Consider the following 14613-nt stretch of genomic DNA (forward strand, 5'->3'; position numbering starts at 1 on the left):
GCGGAAGCCTGCGGCTTGAGCTCCCGCTGGCGCGGGAGCAGCGCCGCTGACGCGGCGTCAGGCGCGGGGGTGACGGCTGCGCCGTCACCGTGCGTGGTGTGGCCTCGGCTGCGCCTCGGCGGGTGGGTGGGTGGTGGCGGGTATTCGCCTGCGGCGAATACGTCGAGCTTGTGCGGGTGGTTGGTGGCGGGCGTCTGGCGTCGCTGCGCTCCGCATTTCCGGTGGCCTTTCTCCGGGCCTACGGCCCGTCAACCGGTCGGCTTTCCGGTCTTGTTGGGCCGGTGTTTTCACGGCCCTACGGGCCGATTGGCTGGGAGGGTTTCCCGGGCTGCGCCCGGGAGTGGGCGTTGACGATGTGACGCGAAATTCGGGTAGTGGCCCGTCCCTCCGGGCGGGCGGGGTGCCGGCCGGGGCCTGCGGCCCTCGGCGTTGACGATGTGTCGCGGACTTCCGGTATCAGTCACAACCTCCCCCTCCCGGCCCCTCCCCCGGTCCTGGCCGGTGGCCGGTCCGCCGCCTGATTGCTGGGCTGACGGCCCATCCGGCGTCCCTGGGGCGGGGCCTGCGGCCCTCGGGGGCAACCTCCGGGCCGCCGGTCCGGCTCGGTCTCCCCCGGCCCCGGTGGCGGACCCTCACGGACGCCCCGCGCGACGGTGACTGACCGGCCCTCGACCGCAGACTCCAAACTGGAATCAGCAGCGAATACGGAAGCGTTCCCATGGCTTCCGTGCAGCTCTATCATGCCGTTCCCTGGCGGATGTCTGAGGCGAACAGGCAACCTCGCGGAAAATATCCATCACGGCTCTATCCCGCCGCACTCCCGGCAGGAATCCGAATCCCCTCCAGCTCCCTTTCCAGCGGAAATCCGAACCCATTTCCGGGCGCAGCGGTAAGGAATCGAATTCAGGCACACCGGAAAGGGGCCTACGGCCCCCGCCTCCGACACGGCGACCACCCTTCCCGACCGCCCAGAAAACCCCTCCCAGCGCCACCCGGGCAATCCCCGGAACAGCGACACCGAACCGAACACCGGACAAGGGCGGGGCGCAGCGGGGCTCGGCACCGGGCGGCCAGGACGACGGCCAGGGCCCCGGCGACGGACCACCGGGGGCGCGGCACCGGGCCGGACACCACCACGGCGGGCCGAGCACGACCGGCCGAGACGGGCACAGCGGGACGGCCTGACGACCGACCAGAACCAGTGCCGACAACAGGCCGGCCCCGAGCGCGACGGCGGGCGACGCGGGCAGGCAGCAGCGGGCCCCCGCCCGCCACCAGACGACCGCCCACCAGGACCAGCCCACCCGACAAGACCGTCCCTCCCTGACGGCCACCAGCACCCGACCGTGCCCCGCCGACCCGGACAGCGCGCCCCGGACAGCGGCCCGGACCACCAGCACCCGGCGGCCGCCGGCCCGGAGACGGCCACCGCCGAGCAGCAGCCACGGCCCCACCCTCCGACACCCCTGTCGCACCCACCCGTCGCACCCCACCACACACAGGGAAATCAGAGGCATCCGCCCACGTCACAACACACGACAACACCCCGACGCGACAGGCAACACGACAGCAGGGCGCAACAACCCGCCGGCCACCCCAGACCGACCGCCGACCATCCCCAGGACGGCACCCACGGCCACCACCGCGACCTCCAGCGCGGCCTGACGGCCACCCAGCCACCCAGCGAGCGGGCGCAGCCGCACAGCGGCGCAGCAGGACGACGGACGGCCCGGGACGACGGCACAGCCAGGCAGACAGCGCGCCGGCCCCGCTGGACGGCGGCGCGACCCGGACAGCGGCGCAGCACCGCCCGGAGCGCGACGGCGGGCCTGGACCGCGACGCGACCCGGACGGGGCACGGCCCCGGACAGCGGGACGGCGACGGCGGCACAGCCAGGCCGGCAGGGCGCCGGGGACGAAGGGCCCGGAACCGCGGCACAGCGAGGCAGGCAGGGCGCCGGGCACCGGGAACGGCGGGAAGAGCGAGCACGGCCAGGACGGCGAACCCGGAACGGCGGGAAGGGCGAGCAGGGGGCGCACCAGGCCCGGACGACAGCGCAGCACGGCAGTGGACGGCGACGGCAGCAGCAAGCACCCGAACAACGGACGGCCGCCCCGCCCGCGCACCGCCCCGGCGACACAGCACCCGGCCAGACCCGGACGACGGCGCAGCACGGCGGGACGGCGCAGCACGGCCGGGACGGACACGGCCGCCGGGGACGGCGGGACGGCGACGGCGGGCCCGGCCCGGGAAGAAACCGAACACCAACCCCCACCACCACCCCCTGACCCGCAAAACCGACCCGAATCCACACCACCACCCGTCAACCAACCCACCAAAACAACCCGGCAAAATACCAGGCGGAATTCAACCCCGAAAACAGACCCACAACACCCCACCGACCCCCGAGCGGCCCCGACCCCACCCCCCAACCCCACCCACCACCACACACAGTCACCAAACCAGCCACCCGACACCACCCGCCAGACACCCCCAACAACCACAACCAAAGGTCCAGACAACCAAGCCAAAACGGCCATTCCACACCCACACCACCAACAGGTCACACCCCGCAGCCCCTCACCGGGCAGAGCCCCGCGCGCAGCAACCACCAACGGGCCCAACTCCCGCGCGGCACAGGCCCGTACACACCCGGGGCACTCCAACCGGACCGGACCGACCGGCTCCCGCAGCTCCAGCTCCGAGCCCTCCCTCCCCCCGATCGAGCCCCGACACGACCAACACGGACGCAGCACGGCGTTCACCGCCCAGGGCCGCCTCCAACCGCTCCTCGGCCTCCCACTCCAGGCGCTCGGTGTGTTCCTGGTGGCAAGGCCAGCAGCGGCCGCCGGGACGGCGGGTCCACTCCACGCGGCGGCCGTCGGGGCCGTAGTGCCAGGTGCTCTCCTCCTCGGGAACGTCGCCGCAGCCGGCGCAGACCAGGGAGTCCATCAGCTCCTGATGGACCTTGTGCTGCTCGTCCTCGCGGACGGCCTGGCGCAGGTCGTAGGCAGCCCGGTTGTCCGGGTTCTCCAGCGCCTCGATGAGGGAGTGCCGGCCCGAGCCGCCGAAGCGCCACCAGATGGGCCCGAGCGGCCCGTGCTCGGCCAGCAGCTCCAGGATGGTCACGACGACGGGCACGGCGTCGTCGCACTCACGCCACCCGTCGCCGTCCCGGTGCACGGTGTACCGCTGCCCACGCACGGAAGTACGTCCTGCGGCGCCGTTTGGCCGCTTCGGCTCATTCCATCCGGTGGCGAGCGGCCCGGCCGGGATCATGCCGCGCCTGACTTGCGGTACTTGATCGTGCCACACCGTCGGAAACCATATGTTTGGAGAGTGGGATGACCGAGCCCGAGAAGCGCGCCGACTCCGACGCCGACACCAGTGGGGGTGACGACTGCAAGTACTGGCAGGGGGTGCTCGGTGAAGCCCTGAAGGATAAACGCGATTGGGGGAGCGCCGCTGCGGCCTGGATCCAGCTTCTCGCGAGAGGGTGCAGCGACACGTTCTGGTGGAAGGGCAGCGATGTCGACCCGACCTCCGACTCCGTGAAGACGTTCGTCATCGTCGAACCCACCAGCAGCGACCAGCCCGTCGTAATGACTGCGAAGCCCTATCCCCACGGTCCGTTCGAGGGCTTCTTCATGAAGGATCTGCCCGACCGGCCCGACCGGACCAGTGAATGGACCATCGCGGACGCGCACTGGGCGAGAGTCCAGATGGACCTCAACAGTCTGGCCGTCGAGAACCGTCTGCTCTTTCACATCAAGGGTGTCGCGGGCTACCACGACGGGGACTACGTCGTAGGCTCCGACGACGGTTCCGGCTCACACGTGCGCGTCACCAGCGACTGCGACCACGAACACTACTGGTGGACTCTTGTCCCGAAGCAGGACGGCGACGGGCTCGGCTACCTGGTGGTGCGAGTACACACGAGCGATGACTACCCTGGCACGAACACCGGCGCTATGGGCTACAACCCGGTGATGTACGACGAGGGCTACTGCGGATGGGCCGACGTCCTTCCCGAGAACTCTCGACACTGGCGCTTCGTCAAAATCTCGTAGCCGAGCGTCCGGCGAGGGCGGCGTGCGATGTCGCGCCGGCCTGCCACGCCTCGGCGTGGACAACGGGCTCGGGCAGGCCACCGCCGGAGCCGGTGCCGGTGCCGAGGACGATCCGGCCCTCGACCAGGGCCACCCATCCGTCCAGGCCGTCGACGTCCTCCTCCACCCAACCGCGGGCCAGGCCGGCACCATGGTGGAGGGTGCGGATGCCGTCATGCCGGGTCCAGCGCAGCCACACCGCGCCGCGCACCAGCGGGGAATCCAGGATCGGGCGGCCCAGGCCCCGGTCCACCGGCGCGGGCCAGCCGCTGCGCGGAGCCAGCTCCAGCCAGCCAGGAGCGGCAGCGGGGTCGGGGCGGGTGGTGCCGGTCATCAAACGGTGCCTTCCGATGCCGGGTGCGAGGAACAGCTTGCCAGCCGCGGCAGCGGCCTGGTGGTCGTCACGCTCCGGCCCGGCCGAGCCGACCAGGTGCGCAGCGCAGCGCCACCGATCCCGCCCAGCACCACCACCCACCACCACAGCGGAGAAGAGGGGCCAAGACAGGGATGTCAGAATTACCGGCCCCCCGGAAGGGGCCCCGAGCTGCACACACGCCCGGCTCCCACCGAGACCAGGGGACCGGCATCAGGACCCACGCCGGAATGCGCGTCAGGACCCAGCGTCCGGCGGGCCGCCGAGCCCAGGTGCTCGACGGCCAGGCCGCCACCGCCCGGCCGGCCGCAGGCGGGTCGGAGGGGCGCTGCGCGGACCCGTGGCGGGCCGGGCCCGCCGGAAGGGGCGGCTAGGGGCCCGGCGACCGTGTGGGGCGACAGGCGACCGACATCACCGCAGTCGACGCAGGCGAGGGTGCGCATCCAATCTCGGTGAACCCGGCGAGCCCGGTGCCGCACGCCGGACACGGCGAACAGGCGATGTTCGCTGCCGGAGCGCCTCCGTGCGGGTTGGCTCTCCCGCCGGCGCGGAGTGTCGGGCCCGGTCCCGGGAACGAATGGCAACCCACGACTCCGCTCCCGAAGGGAACCCCGATGATCACGCGTGCCGCACTGGCCGGTCTCACCCTGATGACCGCCACACTGACCCCGATGCTGGCCCCGGCCGCCTACGCCGCCCCGGCCGCAGCCCCCGGATACCGCTGCTCCTACCTGGCGTGGGACGGCGGACAGCAGTGGATCGGAACCGACGACTGCGTCGCGGTGGGCGGCGCCCCGGAGAGCGGCCCCATCCAGGGCACGTTCACCATCACCGGCCGATCCCCCGCCTCCACCGTCAGATGCACCCAGCCGGCCAACTCGTTCCTGTCCGGCACCGCCGAGACCCCGGACACCGTCACCGGCTACCAATGCAGCCAGGTATGACCGGAATGCGACACCGGCCAGAACGCCGTCCCCCGCAGGTACCGGCGATCTGAGCGCGACCACGCCGACCCACCCCACCTGAGACGGCGAAGTCGGCCGGCCCGCACGCGCCCCGGCCCCGAGCGGCGCCAGCCCAAAGAGAAGTGCCGGCCAGCACCACGTCGGCCGGCACCTCGCACGTTCCGAGACACCGGGGAGCAGTTCTCCCTACTGGACTTCGGACCGGCTGTTCAGCGGCCCCGCTCGGGATCTGTTCCCGGCTCGAACACAACGGCGCCGGGCACATGATGGTCACGGAAGGCCCCACCACCCGGACGCCGCGGGACCCGAGTCCGGCATAGGCGATCAGGCCGGGCCAGTCACCCGCGTCAACCAGGGCAGCACGACGGGCAGGCATAGAACCGGTCGCCGGACTCCCAGTCGAAACCGTCGAACCGCAGCACGAACTCAACGGTGCGGAAGAAGACGATCGCCCCTGGACGCGAGCAGAAGTCGCAGGCCGGCACCGCCCGCGGGGCCGGTGCCGCGCGCGGGAACGGAGGGTCCTCGCTGCTCGGCATGCGCGGCGTCCTACGCGCGCCCCGGGCCGCCGGCCCCTCCGTGATCGGCAGCCAGCCTTTGCAGGCGTCGGAAGCAGGCGAGCCGGGACTGCCTCAAGGCGGTTGCCGCGATGGGATCCCAGCGTTCGTGGGCCGTCGACGCGACTCGCGTCGACGGCCCACGAACAGACCCGGGGGAAGACGGGTCAGTCCGAACCGCGCGAGGCGCGGACCCTTCCGTTTCAACGCTGACAGGCGCACGGTCTCACCCACCCTACCGACTACGGAGCGCAATCGCGCCACTCCGTACAGGTGCGGGCGGCCACTTGAAATGAGACGCTGACAGCGAGCGCAGCCCTGCTCTGCGGGCATTGAACGCGAAAAGCAGGGGAATGCCCTCAATCGGATCACCAGGATTTCAGCACATAGCGGAAGGTCAACGATGGCAGGCAGCGGGGAAGAAGAGAAACTCGTTTCCGATCTCATGACGCCGAACTACGAAGGAGCTCAAGATGAATTCCTGTCCATGTTGACAGGGGATCGCAAGAACTGGTTCAACCAGCAGCCCAAGGCGACACGGGACGAAATTATCAGAGGCTGGGCTGAAATGAGCGTCAAAATGATGCCCGACGCAGTTGTCGACATGTACCGCAGCGACAATTCCTGACCTCGAAGGCGGTTCCCATGTATCGCATTGGCATGCTTGTCGCGGCATCCCTCGGCGCGGCGCTCCTCGCAGCGAGCACCACCGCGTCGGCGGACACCCTCCGGCGGCCCGACCACGCTCCGGCCGCAGCCCAGACACGGGCGGCCCAGGCAAAGGGCTGCGTCAACGCCGACCGGTTCCCCTTCGTCGTCACCAACGACACGCAGGCGCCCGCCATCGTGTTCGACGAGCCCAACTGCACCGGGGACGTCATCGGCGTCGTACCGCCCGGCCAGACCCAGACCTTCGAATTCGGCCAGAGCGCCTACTTCACCGACTGAGCCCCGGCGCCGAGCAAGGAGGCAAGTAGTGGGAAATCCCCAGCAGGGAGTCATCGACGAGTTCACCGGATGGCTGTCGGACGAGCAGAAGGCATGGTTCCGAGCACAGCCTCGGCAGGCCCAGGAACGAATGGCAGGCCAGCTCGCGGGCAGCTTCAAAACGGCCTCTGACATCGTCGAGGAGAACGGCGGCCCGCAGAGCTCCGGCAACCAACTCCCCTCAATGGAATAGACCGCAGTCGGGCGCGTCTGAACAGGTCGACCACTGATTGAACAGACCAAGGTCGACCCGCGTCATGGCCCTACCGCACCCCGGAATGACTCTCCCCACCGGTCGCCGGGGCAGGCGGGGTTCGGCAACTCTCCGCCCGCCGGGTGGTCTCGTCCGGGCTAAACCGGTAGTCCAGGCTCAGCGGGCCGTCGGCCGGGCGGTTTGCCCCAGCTGTCGGCGGCGTGAGCTTGGCAGGGCGCTGTGGTCCTCTTCTTCGTCGTCATGGCGCCGCCCTGGCCGGGGTTGGCTGGGGCGCGCAACCGAAGGGGCAGCGGGCCCGGGGGCCCGTGCGGTCGGTCAGAACTGGCGGCGCCGTACGACGGGCCGGACGGGCGGGGCCTGCTCGGTGCCGCGCGGCGCGAAGGCCGCGGTACGGGAGCGCTCCAGCCAGCCCGCGACCTGGCGCAGCGTGGCGGGGTCGAGGTGGCGGGTGAGCTCACGGACGGCCTGGTGGTCGTCGTCGGTCAGGTGGTGGAGGCCGGCGCGGTCGAGGGCGGTGTAGAGGGGCTGGGCGGCGGTGCCGGCGAGGCGGCGGTGGGCGGTGTCGGACCTCTGGCGGGCCTGGTGGGCGGCCTCGCGGGCGCATGCGGCGACGTCCTGGCGGTGGCGCTCACGGCGCAGCGCGTGCTGGAGGGCGGTGTCGTGGTCGGGGTCGTAGCGCTCGGCCCGGGTGGCGGCGGTGTGGTCGTGGACGCGCTGCCACTCGGCCAGGGCGTCGGCCGCGGTGGTGTAGGCGGCCTCGTGGCCGGCGTCGGCGTACCGATCCGCGTGGCGCTCGTCCTCCCGGGCGCGGTCCAGGGCCTGCTGGAGGTCCTCCAGGGTCATCCCGGCCGCCCGGCGACGGACCCGGCCGCGGACATCGCCGAGCAGCCCGTCCTCCTGGTCGTCGTCCTGGTCGTCGTCCTCGTCCTGGCTGAAAGGAACGCGGGCGGCGGGGTGCTGGGCGAGGGCGGCGTACAGCGTCACGCTGGCCTCCCATGCCTCACCATGGACGACGGGCTCCGGCAGGGTGCCCGGCTGGGCGCCGAGGACGACCCGGCCCTCCACCAGGACCACCCAGCCGTCCAGGCCGTCGACGTCCTTCTCGGTCCAGCCGCGGGCCAGGCCGGCGCCCTGGTGGAGGGTGCGGATGCCGTCATGCCGGGTCCAGCGCAGCCACACCGCGCCGCGCACCAGCGGGGAATCGAGGATCGGTCGGCCCAGGTCCCGGTCCACCGGCGCGGGCCGGCTGCTGTGCGGGGCCAGCTCCAGCCGGTCGGGTACGGCGGCGGGCTGGGGGCGGGTGGTGTCGGTCATCGCGCGGTGCCTTCCGGTGTCGGGTGCGAGGAACAGGTGGTCGGCCGCGGCGGCCCCGGCGGGACGGCGAGACCGCCGTCGCGGGCCTCGACACGGGCCCGCTCGGCGCGCTCGGCGAGGTGAGCCTGCGCGGCATCGCAGCCATCCATCCAGCCGCTGCCGAAGTCGTCGCCGCGCCCGTCGGGGCAGCGCCAGGTGGTGCTCTCGGCGACGGCCACGGCCCAGTCGAGGACGTCGTACTCCAGCCAGGAGATGGCGGCTGACGCCTGCTCGGGCGTGTGGCCGGCGGCCGTGAGGAGCTTGGTCAGCAAGGTGCGGCCGTAGCCGTGCAACGCGGCCTCCAGAGGAGCGAGCGGGGCGGCCCGGTGTGCGGGCCGCCCCGGGGGGCGGTGGTGCTACTGGTCGGTGGTGCAGTCGTGGCCGGCTTCGACGTAGTCGCCGTCCGCGAAGTCGGTGTCGAGTGTCCAGCCGCACTCCCCGCACTCGGCGCGGCCTGCCCACCCGATCTGGTCACCATCGCAGTCGTGGCCGGCGTCCACGATGGTGGCGTCCTCGAACCAGGCCTCGCCCGTGCTACCGCAGTCGCCGCAGTACCAGTCGGCGCACCAGTTCACGGTCGACGGCTTGTAGGTGTGCTGTCGGATCGTCATGGCCTCTCCTCGGAAACTGGGGCCGGCCCGGGTCAGCCGGCGACGGTCTCGGCGTGCCGGGTGAGCGCGTCCAGGAGCGCGGTCTGCTGCTCGGTCAGCTTGCCGTCGGTGCGGGCCTTCGCCTGCTTGCGCAACCAGGTGCCGGGCCGGAACGCGGGGTCGTCGCCGAGACCGGTGCGGTTCGCCGGGCCGTCGAGGGTGCCGCCGGCGGCGAGGTAGGCGAGCAGGCGCCGGTACGACCTGTTCCAGTCCGGCTCCAGGCGCCACAGCTCGTCCAACGCGTCGAGCTTGGCGACCTGGTCGGTGGTGAGGCCTGCGGCCTTGCGCTGGCGGCGCATCCACGCGCCCACCGCGTAGTCGTCCAGCTTCGCCGTCGCGGGGATCGCGAGGTGGCCGTGCTGGCGGTGGAACGCGGCGGCGTAGGCGTAGCCGCGTTCCCACGCGTTGGCGTTCTTCGACCAGATCATGCCGAGCGCGTCCAACTCGCTGCCCCGGGCCGGGTCGAGCAGGCCCTGTCCGTGGAGGTGACGCTGGCGAGCGAGCCAGGAGATCAGCTCCGCGTAACGCGTCTTGTCGGTGGGGTCGAGGTGGCCGTGCTCGATGTGGAACGCGGTGGCGACCGCGTGCATCCGCTGCCACTCGACCGCGCGCGGGTTGAACGCCCGCAACTTCACGGTCTGGAGGATCTTCGCCGCGTGCTGCTTCGCGTTGATCCGCAGCCACTCGATCGGCGACTCCACCGGGGCCGGCTGCTGCTCGCCCTCACCGGCCTCGGTGGCCTCGCCCTCGGCCGGCTTGGCCGCGGTGGTGTGCGCGGTGCCCTGCGAGCGGGAGGCGCGCAGCTCGGTGATCCGGCCGACCACCCGGGCGTCGTGGGCCGCGAGAGCCCGGAGCACGCGCCAGATGGTGCGGAACGAGCTGGCCTCGATCTCGGCGTCGGCCTCGGCCTTCACGGCCTCGCCGGCGTCGTGGACCTCGGCCGGGTCCGCGGTGGCGGTGTCGTCGCCGACCTCCGGCGTCGGCAGGTACACCGGGATGACGACCCAGGACACCTTGCCCTCGCGGTAGGACTGGCGCAGCGCCCTCCCGACTGCCTGGACGATGTCGATGACCGACGACTTCGGGTCCGCGAAGCAGATGGCATCCACACTTCTGACGTCGATGCCCTCGGTCAGGAGGCGGCTGTTGCACAGGATGCCGCACTCCTCGCCGTCCTCGCCGGTGTGGGCCTTGAAGTCGGCGAACGCGGCCCGGCGGTCCTTGAGCCGGTCCGTGCCGGCCACCGCCTTCGCCCAGATCCGCTCGGGGCGCTCCGCGTCCTCCAGCAGCTCCGAGGCCTCCAGCAGGGTGCCGGCGAACTCCCGCGCCGCCGTGACCCGGGAGTGGAACGTGATGACCCGGCGCAGGCCGAGGTCGGCGACCGCGCGCAGCACGGCGATCTGCAGGGCCAGGCGCAGCAGCTCCTCGTTGCTGCGCTGGGTGCGGAGGTCGGCGACGGCCGGGAGGTTGAGCAGCTCGCGCAGGTCCTCGTCGGTGACCACGGGGACGAGGACGCGGTAGTCGGCGAGGTAGCCGTGCTCGATCCCCTGGCCGAGCGTCCAGGTGAAGCAGACCTTGCCGTAGATCTCCTCCGAGTCCATGGAGCAGAGCACGGGCAACTTCTCGGCGCCGTCGGCGTCGGTGAGGTCGGCCAGGCCGTCCTTCGCGCGCCGGTCGTCCGCGATCCGCGGCGTCGCGGTGAAGTACAGCCGGCGCGCGGCGGGGACCTGGTCGTCGGCGTGGATCGCGGCCCACGCCTTCCCCTCCGCACCGGCCGTGCGGTGGGCCTCGTCGATGACCACCAGGTCCCACTCGGGCAGGCCGAACTGCCGGTGGGCCTGGACGATGCGCTCCAGCGAGGCGTAGGTGGCGTAGACGGTCACCGGCTCGCCCGCCTTCTCCTTGGCGACCAGGTCGGCGATCCGTGGGGCCTGGGTGGTGACCTGGGCGTGGACTCGGCCGCCGGCCTCCGCGCTCTCCAGCGCCTCCTCCCGCGAACACGCCGCCACCGCCAGGCCCCGGCGACCGCCCCGCAGCGACCAGGCCTCGGCGGTCTGCTCCAGCAGCTCGATCGTCGGCACCAGCACCAGTACCCGGCCCTTCGCCGCCACGCGCCGGGCGCAGCCGGCCGCGATCAGCGTCTTGCCGGAGCCGGTCGCGGCCACGACCGTGGCGCGGCCGCCGTCCCTCACCTCGCGCACCGCGGCCGCCACCGCGTCCTTCTGGAACCAGTGCAGCGGCAGCGGGTTCACCGTGGCGGTGCCGGACGGCTGCGCCGGTACGGCCTGGGCTCGGAACGCGGTCGGCACGTCGGCCTCGGTGGCGGTGGTGGTCTCCACGGCGGTGCTTCTCCTTCGGATGCTGAGACGGCGGGGCCGGTACAGGCGGCGCTGTGGAAGGGTCAGGGGCGGTCGGCCTCTCCCCGGGGCCAGGTCATGGATGGGGAGAGGCCGACCGGACTACTGCTGGTCCTCGGGGATCCAACCTCTGACCTCGAGGTAGGCGATGTCGGCGCCCTCGACAGCGCGGCCGGTCTCCACCAGCCAGTCCCGCATCGCTTCGGTGACGTCGCCGTGGTGGTCCGCGACCCGCTGGGACCACTCGGCGGCGTCGAAGCCGCCGGTGCTGGCGGAGCCGTAGGTGCGCTCCTCGGTGCCGTCCGCGCGCGGGATGAAGCCGCGCCGGACGCCGCCGGAGTCCTTCTCCGAGCCCGCGCTGTAGACGTACTGGTCGGCCTTCATCCGAACGGTGAAGGCCAGGCGGCCGCCCGCCTGGCCGGTGGCGTGCACCACCGGGGCGAGGTGGCTCGCGCCGGACCTGATGGCCTGCTTCCCGGCCCGGCCGGCCATCGACCCGCCCGCCTCGCCGACGGTGTCCTTGCCGCGCACCCGGGCTTTCTGGCCGGTCCTGGTGCGGCGACGGCTGGTGTTCGCCCCGGCGATGGAGGACAGCGTCTCGGTGTCGCGTTCTCCGCCGCGTACCGCGCGGACCAGCTGGCGCAGTGCGGCGACCATGCTCGCGCCTTTGCCCTTGGTGAAGAACTGGGAGATCAGGGAGGCGTCGCGGCCGAGCATCTTGGCGATCTGGCGTTTGGTGTAGCCCTGGTCCAGCAACTCCTGGGTCAGCCTCGCGGCCTCGTTCGGGTTGTTCGGGTCAACCGGACTCACTGCGGCTCAGCTCCCTTCTCCGCGGCGGCGAGTTCGGCGCGGCCCAGGCCGCGCAGCTTCAAGTACTGCTCCTGAGAGGTCGGGTGCTCGATGGGGCCGGTCAAGTGGCCCTTGAGGAGGTAGTCGCCCGGCTCGCCCCGGTACGGCCAGGGCTGGCGCTCCGTCAGAGCGATGCCGTCCGTGCCGAAGTACACGACCGTGCCGGGCTTCGCGTGCAGCGCCCCGGCGTAGCCGATGACCTCCTTGCCCTGCCGGTACTTCATGTCCAGCAGCGCCGCCCGCGCCCCCGACCACACGTAGGCGGCCCACTCCGGGTGCGCGTACGGGTCACGGGAGAAACCGGCCTGCCGCTGCCAGGTCACCACCGTGTCGTCCTGGCCGAGGATCTCGACCCCGGCGGGGAGCGCCTCGCCGAGCGGGGTGGTGCCGGAGACCAGGCGCGGGCGCTGCGCAAAGCCGCCCAGGCCGAACAGCAGCACCGACCGCACCGCGCGGGACGCGAGGTAAGCCGCGGTGCGCTGGCGCTCGTCGCCGTGCAGCTTGGAGAGGTTGGTCAGGTCCGCCCACGCGGCTTTGAGGCGCTTGCCCCACTCGTCGAGCGGCTTGCCGTCCTCGAACAGCAGCCCGCCCAAGATCTCGACCTTCCACGGCATCAGGTGGTTCGACAGCGCCAGGTGCACCTCCGCGCCGCCCGCCCACGTCGTGAACGTCGTCCCCGGTGTGGCCGGGTAGATCCAGGCACGGTCACCGGTCACCGGGGCGGGGAGCAGCCCGACGTGATCCCAGCCCTGGGGGACGGTCACGCGCACGTTCCAGTGCGAGCACGACATCAGCGCCTTCACCTGCTCCTGCTCGGTCATCGCGGCGAACGCGGCGGCGGTGATGCGGCGCGGGGTGCCGACCGGTGACTTCCACAGGTGCTTGGCGTAGGCGAACGTGCGGTCGTACTCGACCAGGGCGGGCAGCTGCTCGGGGACGCGCGGCGGCAGGATCAGCTCGGTGCGGCCCTGCCCGCCGGTCGCGTGCAGCAGGCCGCGCAGCTCCTCCGAGAGGACCGGGTAGCCCCCGGCCCACTTGCCCTTGGTGGGGATGGTGCGGGTCCACAGGTCCCGGCCGGTCTGCGACGGGGAGCCCATCAGGACGACGTCGTCCCAGTGCCGGCGCAGCGCCTGCCACAGCAGGGTGAACGCCTGGCGGCAGATGGCGACGTCGGCGCCGTCCGCGTCGAACCACTCCCCGATCGAGCGGATCTCGGTGGTGGCGCTGTCCGGGGCGACGGCCGGGGCGTAGCGGCCGACGGGCTGGCGCTGGTGGACGAAGTGTCCTGCCAACTTGTCGCGACCCGCCCCGACGGCGGTGGTCCACCGCTCGGAGGGGGTGTTCAGCCAGGCGGCGACCGCGTCCTTGAGGGTGGAGTACCGCTCGGCGCCGTCGTGCCAGGGGGCGCCGGCGGTGATGTAGATCCGCTCCGTACCGGGCGCGGCGTGCAGGACGGCGTCCAGGATCTCGCCCGGGGTACGGGCGCCAAGGTCGACCCGGACGACCTGGTCGCGGACCGCGAGCATCTCGGCGGCCGCGTCCAGGAACACCGTCGAGCGGGCCTGCTGCGTGAAGTTGGGGCGTTTGGAGACCAGGCCCGTGGTGACGGCCTCGAACCGGGCACCGGCCGGGCCCTCCAGGAGGGTGGGCAGCTCACGCGGCCCGGCCTCGGCCACCGGGCGCGGCGCGGCAGCGACCGGAGCGACAGAGACCGCCGGGACGACCGGCGCAGCAACGGCAGGCGTTGCCGGGGTGGGCTGCTCGGCGACGGCCTGGTCCTCGACCGGCACCTCGGTCGCCGGGGCGGTCGGGGCCGGCTGCTCGAGGACGGGGGCCGGGCGGGTCAGCGCCGGAGCGGCCGCAGCCGCGGGCTCGTCGACCGGCTCGGGAGCCGGGGCCGGAGCGGGCACGGCGGCGGCCTGGTCGTCGGTCTTGGCGGCGCGGACGGCGGCCGGGGTCGGGTCCAGCAGCGGGGCGATCCGCACGACGTCGCCGACCGACAGCCCGGAGGCCTTCGCGACCGGCGCGGCCTGGGCGCCCTCGTACCCCGCCAGCCCGGCAACGCGGCGCGCGCGCTGGGCGGTGAGCCTGTCCAGCTCCTTCTGCGCGGCGGCGACGGTCTTCTCGGCGGCCGTGATCTCGGTGCGCAGCTCGCGCAGGCCGGCGAGCTCGGCGGTGTACGTCCTGCGGTCCATCAG

The 14613-nt window shown here is 72.5% G+C and carries 14 protein-coding genes; 5 read left to right on the plus strand and 9 right to left on the minus strand.

Annotated features, from left to right (window positions below; genetic code table 11):
- Positions 1-2581: 2581 nt before the first annotated feature.
- Complete coding sequence (locus ACIQF6_RS33620) at positions 2582-3205, minus strand: hypothetical protein (RefSeq protein WP_400901970.1); 624 nt, start codon at positions 3203-3205, stop codon at positions 2582-2584.
- 140 nt (positions 3206-3345) lie between these two features.
- Between ACIQF6_RS33620 and ACIQF6_RS33625 the strand changes: the two genes are divergently transcribed.
- Complete coding sequence (locus tag ACIQF6_RS33625; protein WP_400901972.1) at positions 3346-4071, plus strand: hypothetical protein; 726 nt, start codon at positions 3346-3348, stop codon at positions 4069-4071.
- On the opposite strand, the gene ACIQF6_RS33630 is transcribed toward ACIQF6_RS33625, so the two are convergent.
- Positions 4058-4444, minus strand: coding sequence for a hypothetical protein (locus tag ACIQF6_RS33630; RefSeq protein ID WP_400901974.1), 387 nt, complete (start codon positions 4442-4444; stop codon positions 4058-4060). The genes ACIQF6_RS33625 and ACIQF6_RS33630 overlap by 14 nt on opposite strands.
- Before the next feature lie 653 nt (positions 4445-5097).
- Between ACIQF6_RS33630 and ACIQF6_RS33635 the strand changes: the two genes are divergently transcribed.
- Positions 5098-5427, plus strand: a complete 330-nt coding sequence (locus ACIQF6_RS33635) for a hypothetical protein (protein ID WP_400901976.1) — start codon at positions 5098-5100, stop codon at positions 5425-5427.
- A gap of 368 nt (positions 5428-5795) precedes the next feature.
- Here ACIQF6_RS33635 and ACIQF6_RS33640 read toward each other — a convergent pair whose 3' ends face one another.
- A complete protein-coding gene (locus ACIQF6_RS33640; protein ID WP_400901978.1) occupies positions 5796-5987 on the minus strand; it encodes a hypothetical protein in 192 nt (63 codons plus the stop codon).
- A 421-nt stretch (positions 5988-6408) separates the two neighbouring features.
- Here ACIQF6_RS33640 and ACIQF6_RS33645 point away from each other — a divergent pair, with 421 nt between their 5' ends.
- Genes ACIQF6_RS33645 through ACIQF6_RS33655 form a run of 3 tightly spaced genes read left to right on the plus strand, consistent with a single transcriptional unit; the run spans position 6409 to position 7185 of the window.
- The gene (locus ACIQF6_RS33645) at positions 6409-6633 is read left to right on the plus strand and encodes a hypothetical protein (protein WP_400901980.1); all 225 of its coding nucleotides are present in this window, start codon (positions 6409-6411) and stop codon (positions 6631-6633) included.
- Between the two features lie 32 nt (positions 6634-6665).
- On the plus strand, positions 6666-6953 hold the full coding sequence (locus ACIQF6_RS33650; protein WP_400901981.1) for a hypothetical protein: 288 nt from the start codon (positions 6666-6668) through the stop codon (positions 6951-6953).
- A gap of 28 nt (positions 6954-6981) precedes the next feature.
- A complete protein-coding gene (locus tag ACIQF6_RS33655) occupies positions 6982-7185 on the plus strand; it encodes a hypothetical protein (protein WP_400901982.1) in 204 nt (67 codons plus the stop codon).
- 336 nt (positions 7186-7521) lie between these two features.
- Here ACIQF6_RS33655 and ACIQF6_RS33660 read toward each other — a convergent pair whose 3' ends face one another.
- The 6 genes from ACIQF6_RS33660 to ACIQF6_RS33685 form a co-directional block, all read right to left on the minus strand.
- Positions 7522-8520 carry a hypothetical protein gene (locus tag ACIQF6_RS33660; RefSeq protein WP_400901983.1) on the minus strand — a complete coding sequence of 333 codons (999 nt, stop codon included), beginning with the start codon at positions 8518-8520 and terminating at the stop codon, positions 7522-7524.
- Complete coding sequence (locus ACIQF6_RS33665) at positions 8517-8831, minus strand: hypothetical protein (protein ID WP_400901984.1); 315 nt, start codon at positions 8829-8831, stop codon at positions 8517-8519. The genes ACIQF6_RS33660 and ACIQF6_RS33665 overlap by 4 nt, the downstream gene beginning before the upstream one ends.
- 84 nt (positions 8832-8915) lie before the next feature.
- Entirely contained in the window at positions 8916-9170 is a 255-nt protein-coding gene (locus tag ACIQF6_RS33670; protein WP_400901985.1) for a hypothetical protein, read from the minus strand.
- Positions 9171-9202: 32 nt separating this feature from the next.
- The gene (locus ACIQF6_RS33675; RefSeq protein WP_400901986.1) at positions 9203-11548 is read right to left on the minus strand and encodes a Helicase associated domain protein; all 2346 of its coding nucleotides are present in this window, start codon (positions 11546-11548) and stop codon (positions 9203-9205) included.
- 120 nt (positions 11549-11668) lie between these two features.
- Positions 11669-12376, minus strand: coding sequence for a helix-turn-helix domain containing protein (locus ACIQF6_RS33680; protein ID WP_400901987.1), 708 nt, complete (start codon positions 12374-12376; stop codon positions 11669-11671).
- Positions 12373-14610, minus strand: coding sequence for a hypothetical protein (locus tag ACIQF6_RS33685; protein WP_400901988.1), 2238 nt, complete (start codon positions 14608-14610; stop codon positions 12373-12375). The genes ACIQF6_RS33680 and ACIQF6_RS33685 overlap by 4 nt, the downstream gene beginning before the upstream one ends.
- Between the last annotated feature and the right edge of the window lie 3 nt (positions 14611-14613).

This window comes from Kitasatospora sp. NPDC092948 (genome assembly GCF_044754805.1).
Taxonomy (GTDB): Bacteria; Actinomycetota; Actinomycetes; order Streptomycetales; family Streptomycetaceae; genus Kitasatospora.